The organism is Prevotella melaninogenica (assembly GCF_013267595.1).
GTDB lineage: Bacteria > Bacteroidota > Bacteroidia > Bacteroidales > Bacteroidaceae > Prevotella > Prevotella melaninogenica_D.
In genome coordinates this window covers 150,813-171,106 of the sequence record NZ_CP054011.1, presented here as the reverse complement: position 1 = coordinate 171,106, position 20,294 = coordinate 150,813, and the positions used below count along the sequence as shown (strand labels likewise).

35 protein-coding genes are annotated in these 20,294 nt (G+C 42.7%); 2 read left to right on the top strand and 33 right to left on the bottom strand.

Translation table 11 applies throughout. From position 1 onward, the window contains the following. The first annotated feature begins 197 nt into the window (after positions 1-197). Positions 198-434: a hypothetical protein gene (locus tag FIU21_RS05970; protein WP_172891331.1), complete on the top strand. Its 237-nt coding sequence runs from the start codon at positions 198-200 to the stop codon at positions 432-434. Positions 435-597: 163 nt separating this feature from the next. Then, positions 598-963: a hypothetical protein gene (locus tag FIU21_RS05965; protein ID WP_004361633.1), complete on the top strand. Its 366-nt coding sequence runs from the start codon at positions 598-600 to the stop codon at positions 961-963. Positions 964-1,040: 77 nt separating this feature from the next. Here the strand turns inward: FIU21_RS05965 and rplQ are convergent, their stop codons facing one another. From rplQ to rpsL, 33 genes are all read right to left on the bottom strand, one after another. Further along, a complete protein-coding gene (rplQ, locus tag FIU21_RS05960; protein WP_004361632.1) occupies positions 1,041-1,529 on the bottom strand; it encodes a 50S ribosomal protein L17 in 489 nt (162 codons plus the stop codon). A gap of 58 nt (positions 1,530-1,587) precedes the next feature. Further along, positions 1,588-2,586: a DNA-directed RNA polymerase subunit alpha gene (locus tag FIU21_RS05955; RefSeq protein ID WP_004361631.1), complete on the bottom strand. Its 999-nt coding sequence runs from the start codon at positions 2,584-2,586 to the stop codon at positions 1,588-1,590. A 14-nt stretch (positions 2,587-2,600) separates the two neighbouring features. Continuing rightward, complete coding sequence (gene rpsD / locus FIU21_RS05950; protein ID WP_004361630.1) at positions 2,601-3,209, bottom strand: 30S ribosomal protein S4; 609 nt, start codon at positions 3,207-3,209, stop codon at positions 2,601-2,603. A 37-nt stretch (positions 3,210-3,246) separates the two neighbouring features. Next, complete coding sequence (rpsK, locus tag FIU21_RS05945; RefSeq protein ID WP_004361629.1) at positions 3,247-3,636, bottom strand: 30S ribosomal protein S11; 390 nt, start codon at positions 3,634-3,636, stop codon at positions 3,247-3,249. Between the two features lie 20 nt (positions 3,637-3,656). Further along, entirely contained in the window at positions 3,657-4,037 is a 381-nt protein-coding gene (gene rpsM, locus FIU21_RS05940) for a 30S ribosomal protein S13 (protein ID WP_004361628.1), read from the bottom strand. A 97-nt stretch (positions 4,038-4,134) separates the two neighbouring features. After that, on the bottom strand, positions 4,135-4,251 hold the full coding sequence (gene ykgO / locus FIU21_RS05935) for a type B 50S ribosomal protein L36 (protein WP_004361627.1): 117 nt from the start codon (positions 4,249-4,251) through the stop codon (positions 4,135-4,137). 13 nt (positions 4,252-4,264) lie between these two features. Beyond that, entirely contained in the window at positions 4,265-4,483 is a 219-nt protein-coding gene (infA, locus tag FIU21_RS05930; RefSeq protein ID WP_004352768.1) for a translation initiation factor IF-1, read from the bottom strand. A gap of 7 nt (positions 4,484-4,490) precedes the next feature. Continuing rightward, the gene (gene map, locus FIU21_RS05925) at positions 4,491-5,291 is read right to left on the bottom strand and encodes a type I methionyl aminopeptidase (protein ID WP_004361626.1); all 801 of its coding nucleotides are present in this window, start codon (positions 5,289-5,291) and stop codon (positions 4,491-4,493) included. Positions 5,292-5,307: 16 nt separating this feature from the next. Beyond that, entirely contained in the window at positions 5,308-6,648 is a 1,341-nt protein-coding gene (gene secY, locus FIU21_RS05920) for a preprotein translocase subunit SecY (protein WP_004361625.1), read from the bottom strand. Positions 6,649-6,652: 4 nt separating this feature from the next. Next, positions 6,653-7,099: a 50S ribosomal protein L15 gene (gene rplO / locus FIU21_RS05915; protein ID WP_004361624.1), complete on the bottom strand. Its 447-nt coding sequence runs from the start codon at positions 7,097-7,099 to the stop codon at positions 6,653-6,655. 26 nt (positions 7,100-7,125) lie between these two features. Continuing rightward, positions 7,126-7,302 (bottom strand): 50S ribosomal protein L30, encoded by a 177-nt coding sequence (gene rpmD / locus FIU21_RS05910; protein WP_004361623.1) that lies wholly within the window; start codon positions 7,300-7,302, stop codon positions 7,126-7,128. A 19-nt stretch (positions 7,303-7,321) separates the two neighbouring features. Next, the gene (rpsE, locus tag FIU21_RS05905; RefSeq protein WP_004361622.1) at positions 7,322-7,834 is read right to left on the bottom strand and encodes a 30S ribosomal protein S5; all 513 of its coding nucleotides are present in this window, start codon (positions 7,832-7,834) and stop codon (positions 7,322-7,324) included. 6 nt (positions 7,835-7,840) lie between these two features. Continuing rightward, positions 7,841-8,185 (bottom strand): 50S ribosomal protein L18, encoded by a 345-nt coding sequence (gene rplR / locus FIU21_RS05900; protein WP_004352769.1) that lies wholly within the window; start codon positions 8,183-8,185, stop codon positions 7,841-7,843. A gap of 21 nt (positions 8,186-8,206) precedes the next feature. Then, positions 8,207-8,773 carry a 50S ribosomal protein L6 gene (rplF, locus tag FIU21_RS05895; protein ID WP_004361621.1) on the bottom strand — a complete coding sequence of 189 codons (567 nt, stop codon included), beginning with the start codon at positions 8,771-8,773 and terminating at the stop codon, positions 8,207-8,209. 14 nt (positions 8,774-8,787) lie between these two features. Then, positions 8,788-9,183 carry a 30S ribosomal protein S8 gene (rpsH, locus tag FIU21_RS05890; protein ID WP_004361620.1) on the bottom strand — a complete coding sequence of 132 codons (396 nt, stop codon included), beginning with the start codon at positions 9,181-9,183 and terminating at the stop codon, positions 8,788-8,790. A gap of 125 nt (positions 9,184-9,308) precedes the next feature. Next, positions 9,309-9,611, bottom strand: a complete 303-nt coding sequence (gene rpsN / locus FIU21_RS05885) for a 30S ribosomal protein S14 (RefSeq protein ID WP_004361619.1) — start codon at positions 9,609-9,611, stop codon at positions 9,309-9,311. Positions 9,612-9,616: 5 nt separating this feature from the next. Further along, positions 9,617-10,171, bottom strand: coding sequence for a 50S ribosomal protein L5 (gene rplE / locus FIU21_RS05880; RefSeq protein WP_004361618.1), 555 nt, complete (start codon positions 10,169-10,171; stop codon positions 9,617-9,619). Beyond that, positions 10,171-10,488 carry a 50S ribosomal protein L24 gene (gene rplX / locus FIU21_RS05875; protein ID WP_004361617.1) on the bottom strand — a complete coding sequence of 106 codons (318 nt, stop codon included), beginning with the start codon at positions 10,486-10,488 and terminating at the stop codon, positions 10,171-10,173. The genes rplE and rplX overlap by 1 nt, the downstream gene beginning before the upstream one ends. A gap of 20 nt (positions 10,489-10,508) precedes the next feature. Next, on the bottom strand, positions 10,509-10,874 hold the full coding sequence (rplN, locus tag FIU21_RS05870) for a 50S ribosomal protein L14 (RefSeq protein ID WP_004361616.1): 366 nt from the start codon (positions 10,872-10,874) through the stop codon (positions 10,509-10,511). Between the two features lie 2 nt (positions 10,875-10,876). Beyond that, on the bottom strand, positions 10,877-11,143 hold the full coding sequence (gene rpsQ, locus FIU21_RS05865) for a 30S ribosomal protein S17 (RefSeq protein ID WP_004361615.1): 267 nt from the start codon (positions 11,141-11,143) through the stop codon (positions 10,877-10,879). A 2-nt stretch (positions 11,144-11,145) separates the two neighbouring features. After that, positions 11,146-11,340 carry a 50S ribosomal protein L29 gene (gene rpmC / locus FIU21_RS05860; protein ID WP_004361614.1) on the bottom strand — a complete coding sequence of 65 codons (195 nt, stop codon included), beginning with the start codon at positions 11,338-11,340 and terminating at the stop codon, positions 11,146-11,148. A gap of 5 nt (positions 11,341-11,345) precedes the next feature. Further along, a complete protein-coding gene (gene rplP, locus FIU21_RS05855) occupies positions 11,346-11,774 on the bottom strand; it encodes a 50S ribosomal protein L16 (RefSeq protein WP_004361613.1) in 429 nt (142 codons plus the stop codon). A gap of 14 nt (positions 11,775-11,788) precedes the next feature. Continuing rightward, positions 11,789-12,517, bottom strand: coding sequence for a 30S ribosomal protein S3 (gene rpsC / locus FIU21_RS05850; protein ID WP_004352815.1), 729 nt, complete (start codon positions 12,515-12,517; stop codon positions 11,789-11,791). An 8-nt stretch (positions 12,518-12,525) separates the two neighbouring features. Beyond that, positions 12,526-12,939, bottom strand: a complete 414-nt coding sequence (gene rplV, locus FIU21_RS05845) for a 50S ribosomal protein L22 (RefSeq protein WP_004361612.1) — start codon at positions 12,937-12,939, stop codon at positions 12,526-12,528. Positions 12,940-12,975: 36 nt separating this feature from the next. Continuing rightward, positions 12,976-13,245 carry a 30S ribosomal protein S19 gene (rpsS, locus tag FIU21_RS05840; protein ID WP_004361611.1) on the bottom strand — a complete coding sequence of 90 codons (270 nt, stop codon included), beginning with the start codon at positions 13,243-13,245 and terminating at the stop codon, positions 12,976-12,978. Between the two features lie 22 nt (positions 13,246-13,267). After that, the gene (rplB, locus tag FIU21_RS05835; RefSeq protein ID WP_004361610.1) at positions 13,268-14,095 is read right to left on the bottom strand and encodes a 50S ribosomal protein L2; all 828 of its coding nucleotides are present in this window, start codon (positions 14,093-14,095) and stop codon (positions 13,268-13,270) included. Between the two features lie 7 nt (positions 14,096-14,102). Next, entirely contained in the window at positions 14,103-14,447 is a 345-nt protein-coding gene (gene rplW, locus FIU21_RS05830; RefSeq protein WP_004361609.1) for a 50S ribosomal protein L23, read from the bottom strand. Positions 14,448-14,469: 22 nt separating this feature from the next. Next, entirely contained in the window at positions 14,470-15,099 is a 630-nt protein-coding gene (rplD, locus tag FIU21_RS05825) for a 50S ribosomal protein L4 (RefSeq protein ID WP_004361608.1), read from the bottom strand. Continuing rightward, the gene (rplC, locus tag FIU21_RS05820; protein WP_004361607.1) at positions 15,099-15,713 is read right to left on the bottom strand and encodes a 50S ribosomal protein L3; all 615 of its coding nucleotides are present in this window, start codon (positions 15,711-15,713) and stop codon (positions 15,099-15,101) included. The genes rplD and rplC overlap by 1 nt, the downstream gene beginning before the upstream one ends. A gap of 71 nt (positions 15,714-15,784) precedes the next feature. After that, the gene (gene rpsJ / locus FIU21_RS05815) at positions 15,785-16,090 is read right to left on the bottom strand and encodes a 30S ribosomal protein S10 (RefSeq protein ID WP_004352787.1); all 306 of its coding nucleotides are present in this window, start codon (positions 16,088-16,090) and stop codon (positions 15,785-15,787) included. Between the two features lie 88 nt (positions 16,091-16,178). Then, the gene (gene fusA, locus FIU21_RS05810) at positions 16,179-18,296 is read right to left on the bottom strand and encodes an elongation factor G (RefSeq protein ID WP_004361606.1); all 2,118 of its coding nucleotides are present in this window, start codon (positions 18,294-18,296) and stop codon (positions 16,179-16,181) included. Positions 18,297-18,323: 27 nt separating this feature from the next. Further along, positions 18,324-18,800, bottom strand: a complete 477-nt coding sequence (gene rpsG / locus FIU21_RS05805) for a 30S ribosomal protein S7 (protein WP_004361605.1) — start codon at positions 18,798-18,800, stop codon at positions 18,324-18,326. Positions 18,801-19,018: 218 nt separating this feature from the next. Further along, complete coding sequence (gene rpsL, locus FIU21_RS05800; protein WP_004335835.1) at positions 19,019-19,402, bottom strand: 30S ribosomal protein S12; 384 nt, start codon at positions 19,400-19,402, stop codon at positions 19,019-19,021. Positions 19,403-20,294: the final 892 nt, after the last annotated feature.

Here is a 20,294-nt window from a genome sequence, read left to right as displayed (position 1 = left end):
TTGTATTACAACACAAAGAAAATGTTGGCAGATAGCGGTAGTAGTTTGCTGTTTGGGGTGTAGAGTGTAAGATATTCTTAGGAAAAGATAGACAATACTCGAAAAGTAATCCTTTCCAAGCAGAAGATTCAGAAATGATTTGGGAGATTCTCAATGATGAAAGTTATAACGACATCTATTGCAAACATGGTTGCTGTATGAGTTTTTACGGATATCATGGAGAGGAAGACGACAAGACAGATATGGAACTCATGGGAATGCAAGATGCGGATGATTGTTGGAATGAAGGGTTAGACCGAGAATGGAGTTACGACTTACACCTTCATCAGCATTTCCACAATCTATACGACCATACAAGCTTCAGCATCTTCGATTTCATTTATGTTAGGGACTTCTACACAAAGTTTGAACTAAAATTTAATCAGAATACTTAAACAAGAATAAATAGAAAGAAAAGAGTTATGCATAATCTCCGACTCAGACATCCCAGCAGGATCTGGAGGTATCAACGGAGAAGGCTATACATACGGACAATTACGTCATCAACCGATTATAACTGAGATTCTAAAACACATCACCCACCCTATTGCACGCCAAATGGCAGAGGACCGTAACGAACGTAACCATAAAGATGGATTTACAATGTACAAGGTAGATGGTGAATACTGCTTTGAAGGACTACGAGTAGGACCAAAGGTAAAAATCCCTTCTAAAGACGAATTATTAGCTCTGTTAGGTGATCAACCCATCAACGCTGCAACTATCCGTAACATCACTTATACGCTTATACGTAAAGAATTAGCACGTTTATACGGAACATCTGTACAAGAAGCAGCAGACATCATTAGCAACCAACTTGACTGTGCCCCACACGAGGACATCTCTGGCTATATCTTTATGATACCTAACTGGGCACATAAATGGTTCCGCCACAATGGCTATGTAGCAAGAATGCTAAAGTAAAAAGCTTAATCTACAAAAAAAACTCCCAATACATTAAGTACCGGGAGTTCTTTATATAGAGATAAAATCTATTCGGATTATTCAGCCTTTGCTTCTTCAGCAACGTTCTCAGCAGCCTCTGCAGGTGCATCAGCCTTCTTTGTAGAACGACGGCTACGGCGAGTCTTCTTAGCTTCAGCCTTTGGAGACTTAGCCATATTCTCATTGTAGTCAACAAGCTCAATAAATGCTATCTGAGCAGCGTCACCCTGACGAGTACCGAGCTTGATAACGCGAGTATAACCGCCTGGACGATCAGCTACCTTAACTGAAATCTCCTTGAAAAGCTCAGTAACAGCCTCTTTGTTCTGAAGATAACGGAATACAACACGACGTGAGTTAGTTGTATCATTCTTAGAACGTGTGATCAGCGGCTCAACATACTTCTTAAGAGCCTTTGCCTTAGCAAGAGTCGTAGTGATTCTTTTGTGCTGATTCAGAATCAAAGCAACTGCCAAGTTTGAAAGCAACGCAGCGCGGTGGTCAGCAGTACGACCCAAATGGTTGAATTTCTTATTATGTCTCATTTTGTTTTTAACTTGTTGTGGATAAACCCGTCAACTTGTCGTTTAGACAACTCGTCAACTATTCTTTATCCAATTTATACTTTGTAATGTCGGTTCCAAACGACAGATTCAGACTCTCGAGCAAATCATCAAGCTCAGAAAGCGATTTCTTACCAAAGTTACGGAACTTAAGAAGATCCGTCTTATTGTACTGTACGAGGTCGCCTAATGTCTCTACATCAGCTGCCTTCAAGCAGTTGAGTGCACGAACACTCAAGTTGAGACTTGCGTCGGTCAACTTGGTCTTCAAGAGCTGGCGCATGTGCAGAACCTCCTCATCAAACTCCTGGTTGCCCTCCTGATCTGGATTCTCGAGAGTAATCTTCTCATCAGAGAACAACATGAAGTGATAAATAAGAATCTTTGCAGCCTCTTTCAGTGCATCCTTTGGGTGGATGGAACCATCAGTCGTAACTTCAACAACCAATTTGTCATAGTCGGTCTTCTGTTCAACACGATATGGTTCAACGGCATATTTTACGTTACGAATTGGGGTGTAGATGGAATCGATTGGGAGTACGTTTACATCAGTGCAGTATTCGCGATTTTCCTCAGCAGGAACGTAACCACGTCCCTTGTTGATGGTCAAATCAATCTGCATAGAAGCCTTGGAGTCTAAATGACAAATCACCAAATCAGGGTTTAACACTTCAAATCCAGTCAGATACTTACCGATATCACCTGCTTTGAATTCGGTGGAATTCTCTACGGTGATACTAACTTTCTCATTCTCGAATTCTTCTACTACTTGCTTGAATCGAACTTGTTTGAGATTCAAGATGATGTTGGTAACATCTTCCTTTACACCTGGAACTGAAGAGAATTCGTGCTCAACACCAGCTATACGGATGGTGTTGATTGCGAAACCTTCCAGCGATGAAAGGAGGATGCGGCGAAGAGCGTTACCAATGGTAACACCAAAGCCTGGCTCAAGAGGACGGAATTCGAACTTGCCGAAATGGTCATTGGCCTCCAGCATCACTACTTTATCAGGTTTTTGAAATGCTAATATCGCCATTAATTTAATGAATTTTATTGTTTAGAGTACAACTCAACGATTAACTGCTCCTTAATGTTCTCAGGGATGTCAGCACGGTCTGGACGATGGAGGAACTTACCGCACTTAGCGTTATCATCCCACTCGAGCCAAGGATACTTGCTGTGGTTGAAGCCTGCCAATGCTGCCTCGATAACCTCAAGTGACTTAGCCTTCTCGCGAACGCCAACAACGTCACCAGCCTTTACCTGATATGAAGCAATATTTACGACATTACCGTTAACAACAATGTGCTTGTGGCTAACGAGCTGACGAGCAGCTGCACGAGTAGGAGCGATACCAAGACGGAACACTACATTATCCAGACGGCTCTCAAGGCTCTGAAGAAGAACCTCACCAGTAATACCCTCTGCCTTTGCAGCCTTATCGAACAGATTACGGAACTGACGCTCCAAAACGCCATAAGTGTATTTAGCCTTCTGCTTCTCTGCAAGCTGAGCACCATACTCAGACACCTTGCGACGACGGTTATTACCGTGCTGTCCAGGAGGGAAGTTTCTCTTAGCTAATACCTTATCTGCGCCGAAAATTGGCTCACCGAAACGGCGTGCAATTCGTGATTTTGGACCTATGTATCTTGCCATAATTAATATGAATTCTTTTAATTGTTATAAGATGTGATTATACACGACGACGCTTTGGAGGACGGCAGCCGTTGTGTGGCAATGGAGTAACGTCAACGATTTCAGTTACCTGAATACCTGCTGCATTCACCGCACGGATTGCGCTCTCACGACCGTTACCTGGACCCTTAACGAATGCCTTAACCTTACGAAGACCGAGATTGAAAGCTACCTTAGAGCAATCCTCTGCTGCCATCTGAGCAGCGTAAGGAGTATTCTTCTTTGATCCACGGAATCCCATCTTACCAGCCGAAGACCAAGAGATAACCTGACCCTCGTTGTTAGCCAAAGATACAATGATGTTATTGAATGAGCTGTGTACGTGGAGCTGTCCCAACGCATCAACTCTTACATTTCTTTTTTTAGATGTTGCTGATTTCTTTGCCATAATTAATTTCCTCCTTAGAATTACTTAGTAGCCTTCTTCTTATTAGCAACAGTCTTCTTCTTTCCCTTACGGGTACGAGCATTGTTCTTAGTACTCTGACCGCGAACAGGAAGACCATTACGATGTCTAACACCACGATAGCAACCTATATCCATGAGGCGCTTGATGTTCATTTGGATCTCAGAACGGAGATCACCTTCAACTTTGAATTCAGCACCGATAATTTCACGGATCTTGGCTGCCTGGTCATCAGACCACTCGCTGACCTTCAGGTCACGGCTAATACCAGCCTTATCCAATATCTTTGCTGAACTACTTCGACCAATACCATAGATATAGGTCAATGCGATTTCGCCACGCTTATTCTGGGGCAAATCTACTCCAACAATTCTTATTGCCATTGTTTGATAATTAAATAATTAAATGTCATTTAACGCTAAAAAGCACGCAAAGGTAAGCATTAATTACGAGAAATCTTACTCTTTACGCTTTTTTAACTTAACCCTGACGTGTTTTGAACTTAGGGTTTTTCTTGTTAATAACGAACAGACGACCCTTACGACGAACGATCTTGCAGTCAGCTGTACGCTTCTTTAATGATGCTCTTGTCTTCATATCTCTATGTTGTTTATTTGTATCTGAAAACGATTCGACCTTTAGTTAGATCGTATGGACTCATCTCAACCTTCACCTTGTCACCAGGAAGAATCTTGATGTAGTGCATTCTCATTTTACCGGAAATATGAGCGGTGATGTCAACACCATTCTCTAATTCCACTCGGAACATTGCATTTGAAAGTGCTTCAAGAATTGTTCCATCCTGCTCTATTGCAGTTTGCTTTGCCATATACTAATTAAAAATTTTGTCCTTCTAAATGTTCAACTTCCTCAAAAGAAGATAAAATATCAGCCTTACCAGCCCTAATCGCAATAGTATGCTCAAAATGGACTGCCGGATAACGATCACGTGTAACGATACTCCAACGATCAGGTAATAAACCAATTTCTCGTTTACCCATAGTTACCATCGGTTCTATCGCAATACACATTCCTGCCTTAAGCAATACTCCACTTCCACGCTTACCATAATTGGGAACGGATGGTTCCTCATGCATCTCACGGCCAATACCATGTCCTGTTAATTCACGAACTATACCATAACCTTGTGCTTGGCAATAATCCTGAATCACTTGACCAATATCACCTACATGATGACCTGCTTGTGCTACCTCAATACCCTTATAAAGGGATTCCTTCGTTGTACGAAGCAACTTCTTGACATCTTCACTTACTTCCCCAACACAAAAAGTATAACAACTATCTCCGTTGAAGCCATTAAGTAAAGTCCCACAATCAACAGAGATAATATCTCCATCTTTCAAAACAACATCCTCACTTGGCACCCCATGTACCACAACATCGTTTACAGACGCACAGATACTGCCAGGGAAAGGAGGTCCATAAGAACTTGGATAACCTTTGAATGTGGGTATAGCACCATTGTCACGAATAAACTCTTCAGCTATTTTATCTAACTGGAGAGTTGTGACACCAGGCTTGACATGACGACCAACTTCTGCCAACGTTTTACCGACCAGCAGGTTGGCCTCACGCATGAGTTCAATTTCATCTTCAGTCTTTAGAAATATACTCATTTCTTAAGAAAAAGATTTAATAGGCTGCAACACCACTATTGCCACGTGTATGTCCAGAATTGAGAAGTCCATCATAGTGACGCATCATCAAATGTGACTCAATCTGCTGGAGAGTATCGATAACAACACCAACAAGAATCAACAATGAAGTACCACCAAAGAACTGACCAAATGCATCAGCAACATTTAAATATCCTGCTAATGCTGGCATAATAGCAATAAAAGCGATAAACAAAGCTCCTGGTCCCGTAAGACGAGACATAACAGTATCAATGTAATCTGCAGTATCCTTTCCAGGTTTAACGCCAGGGATAAAACCGTTATTACGTTTCATATCCTCAGCCATCTGAGTTGGATTAAGTGTAATCGCAGTATAGAAATAAGTAAACACTACGATAAGAAGCACATAAATACAGTTATATGCCAAACTTTTCGTGTTCATCAAAGACTGAAGTACTGAACTTGTACTATCAGATGAATACTGAACGATTGCCAACGGAATAAACATCAATGCTTGCGCAAAGATAATAGGCATTACGTTAGCTGCAAAAAGTTTTAATGGAATATACTGACGTGCACCACCATATTGTTTATTTCCAACAACACGCTTAGCATACTGCACAGGAATCTTGCGAGTTCCCTGTGTAAGAAGTATAGCCGCACATACAACAGCATAAAGGATGATAATCTCAATGATAAGCATCACAATACCACCACCAATAGCTTCTGAAACACGATTACCGAATTCCAAAATAAGCGCCTGTGGCAGACGTGCAATGATACCAATCATAATGATAATAGAGATACCGTTTCCGACACCCTTATCCGTAATACGCTCACCGAGCCAAAGAATGAACATTGAACCAGCTGCAAGAATAATTGTAGCTGGAATCATAAATGTAGTCCAATCAATACCTGATGCCAACGCACCAGCGGCCTGCATTTTTAAGTTCATCAGGTAAGACGGTGCCTGAAACAGTAGAATCACTACTGTCAGGACACGCGTATACCAATTTATCTTCTTATGGCCACTCTCGCCTTCACGCTGCATCTTCTGAAAATAAGGTACAGCGACAGCAAGGAGCTGCATAACGATAGAAGCTGAGATGTATGGCATAATTCCTAATGCGAAGATTGACGCATGAGAAAATGCACCACCGGAGAACATGTCCAAAAGTGACATAAGACCGCCCTTGGTCTGTGCCTGCAATTTTTCCAACAGGGTGGGATTGATGCCAGGAAGCACCACAAACGACCCAAACCGGTAAATAGCTGTGAACAGAATAGTAATGAGAAGTCGCTGACGCAAATCCTCAATTTTCCAACAGTTCTTCAGTGTCTCAATAAACTTTTTCATTAACTTAGATTATAGTTGTGTTACCACCTACTGCCTTGATAGCCTCTTCAGCAGTCTTAGAGAAGGCATTTGCTGAAACTTCCAACTTAGCCTTCAATTCACCATTACCGAGAACCTTAACAAGTTCCTTACCATTGGTAAGTCCAGCAGCCTTAAGCTCCTCAACACCAATCTTAGTAAGATTGTTCTTCTCAGCAAGTGCCTGAAGCGTAGAAAGATTTACAGCGAAATATTCCTTGTGGTTGATGTTCTTGAAACCAGCCTTCGGTACACGACGCTGGAGAGGCATCTGACCACCCTCAAAGCCAATCTTCTTCTTATAACCAGAACGTGACTTTGCACCCTTGTGACCACGAGTAGAAGTACCACCGAGTCCAGAACCTGGACCACGACCAATACGACGACGTGAATGTGTAGAGCCAACAGCTGGTTTCAAATTATTTAATTTCATAATTACTGTTTTCTTTAAAAGATTAATTAATCAATTACTGATACCAGGTGATGCACCTTACGGATCATACCGCGGCAGCTTGGAGTATCCTCTACCTCAACAACTTGAGAAATCTTACGAAGTCCCAATGCCTGCAAAGTTTCCTTCTGGTCCTTAGGAGCACCAATACGGCTCTTAATCTGCTTAATCTTAATTGTTGCCATAATTTAATACCTCCTAAAATTAACCGTTAAATACTTTATCCATGCTGATACCACGCTCACCAGCGATTGTATATGCGTCACGCATATCAGCGAGAGCAGCGATAGTAGCCTTTACAAGGTTATGAGGGTTAGAAGAACCCTTTGACTTTGCAATCACGTCAGTAACACCTGCGCTCTCAAGAACAGCACGCATAGCACCACCAGCCTTCAAACCAGTACCGGCTGCAGCTGGCTTAAGGAGAACATGAGCACCGCTGAAGCGAGCTTCTGCCTCATGAGGAACAGTACCCTTCAAAACAGGAACCTTAACAAGGTTCTTCTTTGCTGAATCTGTACCCTTCTGGATAGCAGCAGTAACCTCACCAGCCTTACCAAGACCCCAGCCAATAACGCCCTTACCGTCACCTACAACGACGATAGCTGCGAATGTGAAAGTACGACCACCCTTTGTAACCTTAGTTACACGGTTGATAGCAACCAAGCGATCTTTCAGTTCTACATCACTATTTACTTTTACTCTATTCATTGCCATAATCGTTTAGAATTTAAGTCCTCCCTCACGTGCAGCATCAGCCAAAGCCTGTACACGTCCGTGATAGAGATAACCGTTACGGTCAAAAACAACCTGCTCTACGCCAGCAGCCTTAGCATGCTCAGCAACAAGTGCACCTACCTTCTTAGCCTGATCTATCTTAGCCATCTTCTCAAGGCCAAGTGAAGAAGCAGAAGCGAGGGTTGTTCCTGTCAGATCGTTAATAACCTGTGCATAAATCTGCTTATTACTGCGGAAAACACTCAAACGTGGGCGCTCAGCAGTACCGTTCACACTCTTACGAATGCGGAACTTTATCTTAATTCTTCTTTGTTCTTTCTTTGTTGTCATAATCGTAATGATGAATTAAAGTTACTTAGCTGCAGCTGTCTTACCAGACTTTCTGCGAATAACCTCACCCTGGAACAGGACACCCTTACCCTTGTAAGGCTCAGGCTTACGGAAAGAACGAATCTTTGCACAGATGAGACCAAGCAGCTGCTTGTCAGCTGATTCAAGAGTGATGATTGGATTCTGGTTACGCTCGCTCTTTGTCTCAACCTTAACTTCTGAAGGAAGCTGAATAAAAATTGGGTGAGTATAACCAAGAGAAAACTCTACCAAGTTGCCCTGGTTAGAAACACGATAACCTACACCAACAAGTTCCAATGTCTTTTTGTAACCCTCACTTACACCAACAACCATGTTGTTTACAAGTGAACGATAAAGACCGTGGAAAGCCTGCTTCTGCTTGTAGTTTACTGGGCTATTCTCATCAATTTCGAATGTTACCTGACCTTCCTCGATGATAGTCTTAATAGAAGAATCTACCTTCTGAGAAAGTTCACCCTTAGGACCCTTTACTGTAACAACACCATTGTTAAGAGCAACTGTAACGCCAGCTGGAACACTAATTGGTAATTTTCCTATTCTTGACATATTCAATCCTCCAATTAATAAACATAGCAAAGAACCTCACCACCGATCTTCTCTGCAGCAGCTTCCTTGTCTGTCATTACACCTTTAGACGTGGAAAGGATAGCAATTCCAAGTCCGTTAATTACTCTCGGCATGTCTTTGTAACCAGTATACTGGCGAAGACCTGGGGTAGAAACACGCTTCAACTTCTTGATAGCGCTCTGCTTTGTTACAGGATCGTACTTAAGTGCGACCTTGATTGAACCTTGGGGACCATCCTCGATGAACTTATAGTTCAAGATGTAACCCTTCTCGAAGAGAATCTTAGTAATAGACTTCTTCAAGTTAGACGCAGGAACCTCAACAACACGGTGATGAGCCATGATTGCGTTTCTGAGTCTTGTCAGATAATCTGCTATTGGATCTGTCATAAAATATAAATGTTTAATTAATCGGGACTACCCCGACAATATTAAAAAATCGCTTGAAAGCGGATAATGAACTGCAAAGATACAAAATAATTTTCACAATTCACTATCCGCGTCGATATATTTGCTTACCAGCTTGCCTTCTTAACTCCTGGAATGAGTCCCTGAGATGCCATCTCACGGAACTGGATACGAGAGAGACCGAACTGACGAATGTAACCCTTTGGACGTCCTGTTATCTTGCAACGATTGTGCAAACGGATTGGATTAGCATTCTTAGGAATAGACTGCAACTTGCGAGCAGCCTCATAAGCCTCTTCAGGATCATTTGAAGTAGCGATAATCTTCTTCAGAGCAGCGCGTTTCTCAGCATAGCGAGCAACAAGTTTTGCACGCTTTACCTCGCGAGCTTTCATTGATTCTTTTGCCATATCAATTAATCGTTTTTAGCATTCTTGAATGGAAGTCCGAAGCCCTTCAGCAAAGCATAACCCTCTTCATCAGTCTTAGCTGATGTTACGAAGGTAATGTTCATACCCTGGATGCGGTCAACCTGATCGATATTAATCTCTGGGAAAATAATCTGCTCGGTGATACCGAGAGTATAATTTCCACGACCATCGAACTTGCTCTCGATACCCTTGAAGTCACGGATACGTGGCAAAGATACGCGAACGAGTTTCTCGAGGAACTCATACATACGCTCACGACGCAGAGTTACCATAACGCCAATAGGCATCTTCTTACGCAACTTGAAGTTTGCAATATCCTTTTTAGAATATGTTGCAACAGCCTTCTGACCTGTGATAGAAGAAATCTCGTTCACTGCAACCTCGATAAGTTTCTTATCCTGAGTTGCATCACCAAGCCCCTGATTGATAACAATCTTCTTCAAAACAGGAACCTGCATAGCTGAAGAATAGTTAAACTGCTTCTGCAAAGCAGGAGCAATCTGCTCCTTATACTGTTTCTTTAACTGAGCTGTATTCATTACTTAATTTCCTCCCCTGACTTTTTAGCGATACGCTTAACAGTCTTGCCTTCACGCTCAATCTTGATACGTGTAGCCTTACCGCTCTTCGGATCGATGAGACTTAAATTTGAGATATGAATTGCAGCCTCCTGCTTAACGATACCACCCTGAGGGTTAGCAGCAGAAGGTTTTGTGCTCTTAGAGACCATATTCACGCCCTCAACGATAGCACGCTCCTTGTCTGCGATGACCTTAAGCACCTTTCCAGTCTTGCCCTTGTCCGCACCGGCAAGAACAATGACCTGATCGTCTTTCTTTATATGGAATTTTGCCATTTTATTATTCTATTTAATAATTAAAGAACCTCAGGTGCCAAAGAAACGACCTTCATGTTCACTGCACGCAACTCACGAGCAACAGGGCCGAAGATACGGCTACCACGAATTTCGCCAGCGTTGTTCAGCAATACACATGCATTATCATCGAAGCGGATGTATGAACCATCAGCACGACGAATTTCCTTCTTTGTGCGAACGATCAAAGCCTTTGATACTGCACCCTTTTTCAATTCACTTGATGGGATGACGTTCTGTACAGCAACTACGATAACGTCACCAACACTTGCGTAACGACGGCGAGTACCACCGAGTACACGAATGCACTTAGCTTCACGAGCACCGCTGTTATCACATACTGTAAGTTTTGATTCTGTCTGTATCATAATTACTTAGCTTTTTCTACAATTTGAACTAATCTCCATCTCTTTGTCTTAGAAAGAGGACGAGTCTCCATAATGAGAACTGTATCACCTACATTAGCCTCATTCTTCTCGTCATGAGCATGGTACTTCTTTGTCTTCTGGACAAACTTACCATAAATAGGGTGCTTCTCCTTGAACTTAGCTGCAATAACGATGGTTTTATCCATTTTGTTGCTGATAACGACACCCTGTCTTACTTTTCTTAAATTTCTTGTTTCCATCTGGACCATTGTTATTTATTAAGTTCTCTCTGAGAAAGTTCTGTTTTCATACGTGCAATATCACGACGAGCGGCCTTAATCTGAGATGGATTCTCAAGCGGAGTAATCTGATGATTCAGCTTCATCTTTGCGAGAGCTGTCTCAGCGTTCTCAATTTTCTCAACCAAATCCTTGGTCTCGAGTTCTTTTACTTCTTTAATCTTCATCTTTCTTAAGCGTTTTTATCGAAATCACGTCTAACAATAAACTTTGTCTTAACAGGCAGCTTCTGTGCAGCGAGGCGGAGAGCCTCCTTTGCAATATCAAAGCTTACGCCCTCTACTTCAAAGAGAACACGACCTGGAGTAACTGGTGCAACCCATCCTGCAGGATCACCCTTACCCTTACCCATACGAACATCGGCAGGCTTACGAGTGATTGGCTTATCAGGGAAGATGCGAATCCAGACCTGGCCCTGACGGTTCATATAGCGGTTTACTGCTATACGAGCGGCCTCAATCTGACGGCTGTCGATCCACTTAGCCTCAAGTGTCTTGATGCCGAATGAGCCGAAAGCCAGCTGTGTACCTCTGTGGGCGTTGCCTTTATTGCCACGTCCGTCTTGAGGTCTTCTATATTTTACTCTTTTTGGCTGTAACATGATAGCTTCTTCTTTTAACGGTTATTGTTTCTTCTACGATTACCTCTTCCAGAACGGCCACCATTGTTAGAACGGCCATTGCTCTTCTCCTGAGTAAAGTTAGGAGTAAGATCTACCTTGTTGTAAACTTCACCACGGCAAATCCATACCTTAATACCCAGCAGACCAACCTTTGTAAGGGCTTCTGTCTGACAATAATCGATGTCTGCACGGAATGTATGCAGAGGAGTACGACCCTCCTTAAACATTTCCTTACGAGCCATTTCGGCACCGTTCAGACGACCTGTAATTTGAACTTTGATACCCTCAGCACCAGCACGCATAGTGTTAGCGACTGCCATCTTGATAGCACGACGGTAAGCAATCTTACCCTCTACCTGGCGAGCGATATTGTTACCAACGATGTTTGCATCAAGTTCAGGTTTCTTAACCTCGAAGATATTAATCTGAATTTCCTTCTTGAAAAGGTTCTTCAACTCTTCTTTAAGCTTATCAACATCCTGACCACCTTTACCGATAACGATACCCGGACGAGCGGTGCAAATAGTAATGGTGACGAGCTTCAATGTGCGCTCAATGACAATACGGGAAACGCTTGCTTTTTCCAAACGCTTGTTCAAGTAAGTACGAATCTTACGATCCTCTACGAGATTATCCCCGAAATTCTTGCCACCGAACCAATTTGACTCCCAACCGCGGATGATACCAAGACGGTTGCTAATTGGATTAACTTTCTGTCCCATTCTACTATTTATTTATCATCATTATTAGCGTCATTCTTTGAATCAACGAAAAGAGTGACGTGGTTAGAACGTTTGCGGATTCTGTAGCCACGGCCCTGTGGTGCAGGACGCATGCGCTTCATTGTAACGCCTTCATCAACGAAGATCTTAGAGATATAAAGTTCACCGTCTTCAGCCTTGCGGTCATTCTTTGTCTCCCAGTTGTTGATAGCTGAACGCAGAAGTTTCTCAACGTTCTGAGCAGCTGCCTTCTTGGAGAATCTCAGCACGCCAAGGGCACGATTGACTTCCATACCACGAACCATGTCTACTACATAGCGCATCTTACGTGGAGAAGAAGGACAGTCCTTGAGCTTTGCAAAATACTGGCTTTTCAAAGCTTCTTTACGAGCTTCAGCCTTTATATGTTTTCTTGCTCCCATTATATTTTTCTATTTTCTAAATGGATTATGACCTGCTTACCTCTTATTATTACCAGAGTGACCACCGAAACGGCGTGTAGGGCTGAACTCTCCGAGCTTGTGACCTACCATATTCTCAGTAATGTAAACAGGGATAAATTTATTTCCGTTATGAACTGCAACAGTGTGACCCACAAAATCAGGGGAAATCATTGATGCTCTGGCCCATGTCTTAACTACATTCTGCTTACCACTCTCATTCATAGCAAGAATCTTCTTCTCGAGTGATACGTTGATGTATGGACCTTTTTTTAATGAACGACTCATAATTTACTCTTAATTACTTTGATTACTTCTTGTTAGCTCTCTCAATAATGTACTTGTTTGAAAGCTTCTTAGGTGCACGAGTCTTAAGACCCTTAGCGTACAAGCCCTTACGTGAACGTGGGTGACCACCAGACTGGCGACCTTCACCACCACCCATTGGGTGATCAACAGGGTTCATAACAACACCACGGTTGTGAGGACGACGTCCCAACCAGCGAGAACGACCAGCCTTACCAGACTGCTCAAGAGCGTGGTCAGAGTTACCTACACTACCTACAGTTGCCTTACAAGCTGACAAAATCTGGCGTGTTTCACCAGAAGGGAGCTTAATAACACAATAACTGCCTTCACGAGAAGTAAGCTGAGCAAAGTTACCAGCCGAACGAACGAGCAATGCACCCTGACCTGGACGTAACTCAATATTATGAATTACAGTACCAACAGGAATGTTAGCCAAAGGAAGTGCATTACCAACCTCAGGTGCTGCCTCAGCACCAGACATCAGTGTTGCACCAACCTGCAGTCCGTTAGGAGCAATAATGTAACGTTTTTCACCATCAGCATAGTATAACAGCGCAATGCGAGCTGATCTGTTAGGATCATACTCGATTGTCTTCACTACAGCTGGAACACCATCTTTCTCTCGCTTGAAGTCGATAAGACGATACTTCTTCTTGTGACCACCGCCCATGTAGCGAACAGTCATCTTACCGGTGTTGTTTCGACCACCGGTAGAACGTTTACCGTAAACGAGAGACTTCTCTGGCACGGATGCAGTAATATCCTCGAACGTGCCAATAACCTTGTGTCTTTGTCCCGGAGTAACCGGGTTTAATTTACGTACTGCCATTTTTTATTTAAATATTGCTGTAAAAATCGATTGAATCGCCATTCTTCAAAGTGACGATAGCCTTCTTGAATGCGTTCTTCTGTCCCTTAACGAGACCAGCCTTGGTATAACGTGCCTGACGTTTACCTGCGTAACGAATCGTATTCACATCTACTACTGTAACGTTGTACAAAGCCTCAACTTCTTTCTTAATCTCAAGCTTGTTGGCCTCAGGCTTAACGATAAAACCATACTTTGGCTGAGCCAAAATAGTTCTCTTCTCACCCTTGTGCTTTACAACCTTATCCTCAGAAGACTTGTCAGTCAACTTGGTCATCTTCTCAGTGACCACTGGTTTAATGATAAATCCCATAATTCTTCTTGTCTCCTAATAATTACTTGGTTAAGATTTCGTCGATAACCTTCAGAGAGTTCTCTGTGATAACAACTACGTCAGCATTCAAAACTTTGTATGAATTTACCTGAGCAGCTGTCATAACCTCAGCTTTCTGTAGATTACGAGCCGACAAATATACGTTTTTCTCTACTTCTGGCAAAACAAGAAGAACTTTCTTGCTATCAACTTTAAGATTTTTTGCAATATTTACAAAATCTTTAGTCTTTGGAGCGTCAAGATTGAAATCTTCAACAACAACGATAGCATTATCCTGTGCCTTATAAGCCAATGCAGACTTACGAGCAAGAACCTTTACCTTCTTATTCAGCTTGAAGCTGTAATCACGTGGCTTAGGACCGAATACACGACCACCACCTACGAGGACTGGAGAATTGATATCACCACGACGAGCACCGCTGCCGCCCTTCTGACGACCCAACTTACGAGTAGAACCAGCGTGCTCACTTCTTTCCTTTGACTTAGCTGTACCCTGACGCTGATCAGCGAGATACTGCTTAACTGCGAGATAGAGGACGTGATCGTTAGGCTCAATTCCGAAGATATTCTCGTTAAGAGTTACCTTACGGCCGGTCTCCTGACCTTTGATATCTAATACGTTAATATCCATTACTTCTTAATTATTACGGTTGAACCATTACATCCAGCAACACTACCCTTAACAAGGATAAGATTGTGCTCTGGAATAACCTTTAACACCTGAAGGTTCTGAGTAGTTACTCTGTCGCCTCCCATCTGGCCGCCCATGCGCATGCCCTTGAAGACCTTAGCTGGGTAAGAACAAGCACCAATAGAACCCGGCTTACGTGCGCGGTCATCCTGACCGTGAGTAGACTGACCTACACCACCGAATCCGTGACGCTTAACAACACCCTGGAAACCTTTACCCTTAGATGTACCTACAACGTCTACGAACTTAGCATTGCTGAACAATTCAACAGTAACAGTGTCACCGAGGTTATACTCCTCGTCAAACTTGAACTCGGCCAAGTGCTTCTTTGGTGTTGTGCCGGCTTTCTTAAAGTGTCCCTGCTGTGGCTTAGAAGTTCTCTTCTCCTTAGCCTCGCCGAAACCTAACTGAACAGCCTTGTAACCATCCTTTTCAACGGTTTTAACCTGGGTTACAACACAAGGACCAGCTTCGATAACAGTGCACGGTACATTCTTACCGTCGGCACTGAAAACGGATGTCATTCCGATTTTCTTTCCTAATAATCCTGGCATTTCAACTAATGATTTAAAAATGAATGTAAATGCTTTTTGTATTAATTTGTTTCTTATTTGTCAACAGATGACTACACCTTGATTTCAACCTCTACACCTGAAGGCAACTCAAGCTTCATCAAAGCGTCAACAGTCTTTGCTGTAGAGCTGTAAATATCGATGAGACGCTTGAAATCTGAGAGCTGGAACTGCTCACGTGACTTCTTGTTAACGAATGTAGAGCGGTTTACAGTGTAAATACGCTTGTGTGTTGGCAATGGAATAGGACCGCTAACAATAGCGCCAGTAGCCTTAACAGCCTTCACAATCTTCTCTGCTGACTTGTCAACCAACTGGTGGTCGTAAGACTTCAGCTTAATACGAATCTTCTGACTCATGTTTAACTTTTTATTTATTATTGAATATACAGAAAGGTTGCTCTCTCATAAGAGTCATTCGCTATGAGAGAGCAGAACCTTACATTATTTACTTAATGAGGTCTGAATTACCCTTCAACTCATCAAGAATCTCCTTAGCGAGAGTACTTGATACTGGTGAGTGGTGATCATACTCCATAGAAGAAGTAGCACGACCAGAAGTAATAGTACGAAGAGCTGTTACGTAACCAAACATCTCTGACAATGGTACCATAGCCTTAACGATACGAGCACCGCTACGAGCCTCATCCATACCCTGTACAAGACCACGACGCTTGTTCAAGTCACCGATAACATCACCCATGTTCTCCTCTGGAGTAACAACCTCTACCTTCATGATAGGCTCCATAAGAACAGGACCTGCCTTAGGACAGAGGACCTTGAATGCCTGGTGAGCTACGAGCTCAAATGACAACTGGTCAGAGTCAACTGGGTGGAAAGAACCATCAGTCAAAGTAACCTTAAGACCAGTCATTGGGAAGCCACCGAGTACACCATTGCCAAGACAATCCTTGAAGCCCTTCTCTACTGCAGGGATGAACTCCTTAGGCACGTTACCACCCTTAACAACGTTTACAAACTGCAAGTCGCCCTCCTCGTAATCCTCATCCTTAGGCTCGATAGTTACGTCAATACAAGCGAACTTACCACGACCACCAGACTGCTTCTTATAAGTCTCACGGCTCTGAGCGGCCTTAGTAATAGCCTCCTTGTAGTTAACCTGTGGCTTACCCTGGTTACACTCTACCTTGAACTCACGCTTCAAACGGTCGATAATAATATCGAGGTGAAGCTCACCCATACCAGAGATAATGGTCTGACCACTCTGCTCATCAGTACGAACGGTGAATGTTGGATCCTCCTCAGCAAGCTTAGAAAGACCGTTATCAAGCTTAGCAACGTCAGCCTGGCTCTTTGGCTCAACAGCGATAGAGATTACAGTGTCAGGGAAGGTAATAGACTCGAGGATAATTGGTGCGTTCTCATCACAGAGAGTATCACCAGTACGAATATCCTTAAAACCTACACCAGCACCGATATCACCTGCATCGATTGACTCCATAGGAATTTCCTTATTAGAGTTCATCTGGAATAGACGGCTGATACGCTCCTTCTTGCCAGAACGTGTATTGAATACGTAAGAACCAGCAACAACCTTACCTGAGTAGACACGGAAGAATACCAAACGACCCATGAATGGGTCTGTAGCAATCTTAAATGCCAAAGCAGATGTAGGCTCGCTCTCACTTGGCTTACGATCCTCTTCCTCCTCTGTATCTGGATTAATACCAACTATAGCTGGTGTATCCAATGGAGAAGGTAAGAAAGCACAAACGTAATCGAGAAGAGGCTGTACACCCTTATTCTTATAAGAAGAACCAAGAAGCATTGGGCAGCACTCCATAGCGATACAACCCTTACGGATTGCAGCAATCAGCTTATCCTCTGGAATATCCTGCCCCTCAAGGTACATCTCCATCAACTCATCATCGTAGTTAGCCGCACCCTCGAGCAACTTCTCACGCCACTCAGCAGCCTCATCAGCAAGATCAGCAGGGATTTCCTCAACATCATACTGAGCACCCATAGTCTCATCATGCCACAAGATAGCCTTCATCTTGATAAGGTCTACAACACCCTTGAAGTTCTCCTCTGCGCCGATAGGAATCTGAATAGCGATAGGATTAGCACCAAGGATATCCTTCATCTGCTGTACTGTCTCATAGAAGTCAGCACCAGAGCGGTCCATCTTGTTTACATAACCAATACGTGGAACATTGTACTTGTCAGCCTGGCGCCAAACAGTCTCAGACTGTGGCTGTACACCATCAGCTGCAGAATAAGTAGCAACTGCACCATCAAGAACACGAAGTGAACGCTCTACCTCAGCAGTAAAGTCAACGTGTCCCGGAGTATCAATCAAGTTAATCTTATAAGACTTGCCGAGATAGTTCCAGTTACATGTTGTAGCAGCAGATGTAATTGTGATACCACGCTCCTGCTCCTGTGCCATCCAGTCCATGGTTGCAGCACCATCATGAACCTCACCAATCTTGTGAGTCTTACCTGTATAAAAAAGAATACGTTCAGATGTTGTCGTCTTACCGGCATCGATGTGTGCCATAATACCGATATTACGAGTCAAATGTAAATCGTGATTTGCCATTTCTTTTACCTTATTATAATAACTTGATTAGAATCTGAAGTGAGCAAACGCACGGTTAGCCTCAGCCATACGGTGCATATCTTCCTTACGCTTGTAAGCACCACCCTGATTATTGAAAGCATCCATGATCTCAGAAGCAAGCTTATCAGCCATACTCTTACCACCACGCTTACGTGCAAAGGCAATCATATTCTTCATTGAAACACTCTCCTTACGATCTGGGCGAATCTCTGTTGGCACCTGGAAAGTAGCACCACCAATACGGCGACTCTTTACCTCTACCTGTGGAGTGATGTTGTCGAGAGCCTGCTTCCACACCTCAAGTGGAGACTTCTCTTCATCCTTCATCTTACCGCCTACGATATCGAGGGCAGCATAGAAAATTTCGTATGAGGTATTCTTCTTACCATCATACATCAAGTGATTTACGAACTTTGACACCTTCTGATCATTAAACTTTGGATCTGGAAGGACTACACGCTTCTTTGGTTTTGCTTTTCTCATTTTTATTTTAAACTTTAAGTCTGCGGAGGCTGTCGTCTTTCGTTCTTCAACGCCCTCTCTTGGGCATTTACTCAACCTTTGTGATTACAAATCTCCAGCAAAACTGTTTGTTTTTAGTTGCTTCTTTTTAAAGAGCCTCGGGGCATCGACCATCACCGGCCGTTGCACCTCGGCTTTATGGTTTGAAGTTTCTTAGCTGCCTTTAGGCAACTTGAATATTACTTCTTAGCTGCCTTTGGACGCTTAGCACCGTACTTAGAACGACGCTGTGTACGGTTGGCAACACCTGCGGTATCAAGAGTACCACGAACGATGTGATAACGTACACCAGGAAGGTCCTTAACACGACCACCACGAACGAGAACAATACTGTGCTCCTGCAAGTTGTGACCCTCTCCTGGGATATAAGAGTTCACTTCCTTCTGGTTGGTCAAACGAACACGGGCAACCTTACGCATTGCCGAATTAGGCTTCTTAGGAGTTGTTGTGTAAACACGAACACATACGCCACGACGCTGTGGACAGTTGTCCAAAGCCGGAGACTTGCTCTTGTCTACGATGTCCTTTCTGCCTTTTCTTACTAATTGTGAAATAGTAGGCATAATTTTACTTTTTATTGTTATATATTTATTTTGTTTATTTTCAAACCATTACAAACACAAGTGAGACACTCTAAAAACGATATAATTCACTCTGTTGTTTCGGGTTGCAAAGGTACGAATAATCCGTTAAACGACCTAATAATAAGAAAAAGAATAATCTGCCAAACGCTATTCGTTAACAATAAATAACTTTTTACTTATTATTTAACAGTTCAAAAGAACCCATTCATACCATTTTGGGACTGAAAAACACAACTGACAGAGACCTTTTTCTATAATTTTGGAGTGAAAAACACATTCAAAGAAGCTAAATTATGTCATATCTGCTGTAAGAGACATCTGATTCATCTACGGTCATAAAATGACAACAATGAGCACTATCCGACATACAACACAGAGTATTTAATGGGCAACAAACACCCTATAAGTCAAACACTTAACATTACATGACAAAGGTTTGTGATTTTACCAAAGGTGTTCTTTGTTGACTAAAACTAACTCTGCCTCTACAAAACAGCTATGTTACCACTTTTTAGCAAGCTTCTAAGGAGTGTTTATTAGGCTGCGCACATATGGTGCGGAGCATCAGCACCAATGGTGTTTACGAACAACACCACATGTGCTGAGCAGCTATACTTAGAAAGAAGACAACCTACTGAAGTCTTGGCAATTAAAAGAAGACTCCTTATATCAGAAGATTCCCATCTTACTTCGTACTGAATCAACATATTTATGAGCGCAACTATACTACTTACAAATAAAAATCACAATTTTTAGGTATTGTAGTATCATTATTTAAGAGGTACCTTTGCGCCACCAAATTCGGCTACACCTTATATAATGTAGTCATTACTTAATATTACTCCTTAGGAGGATAACAACAGAATCATTT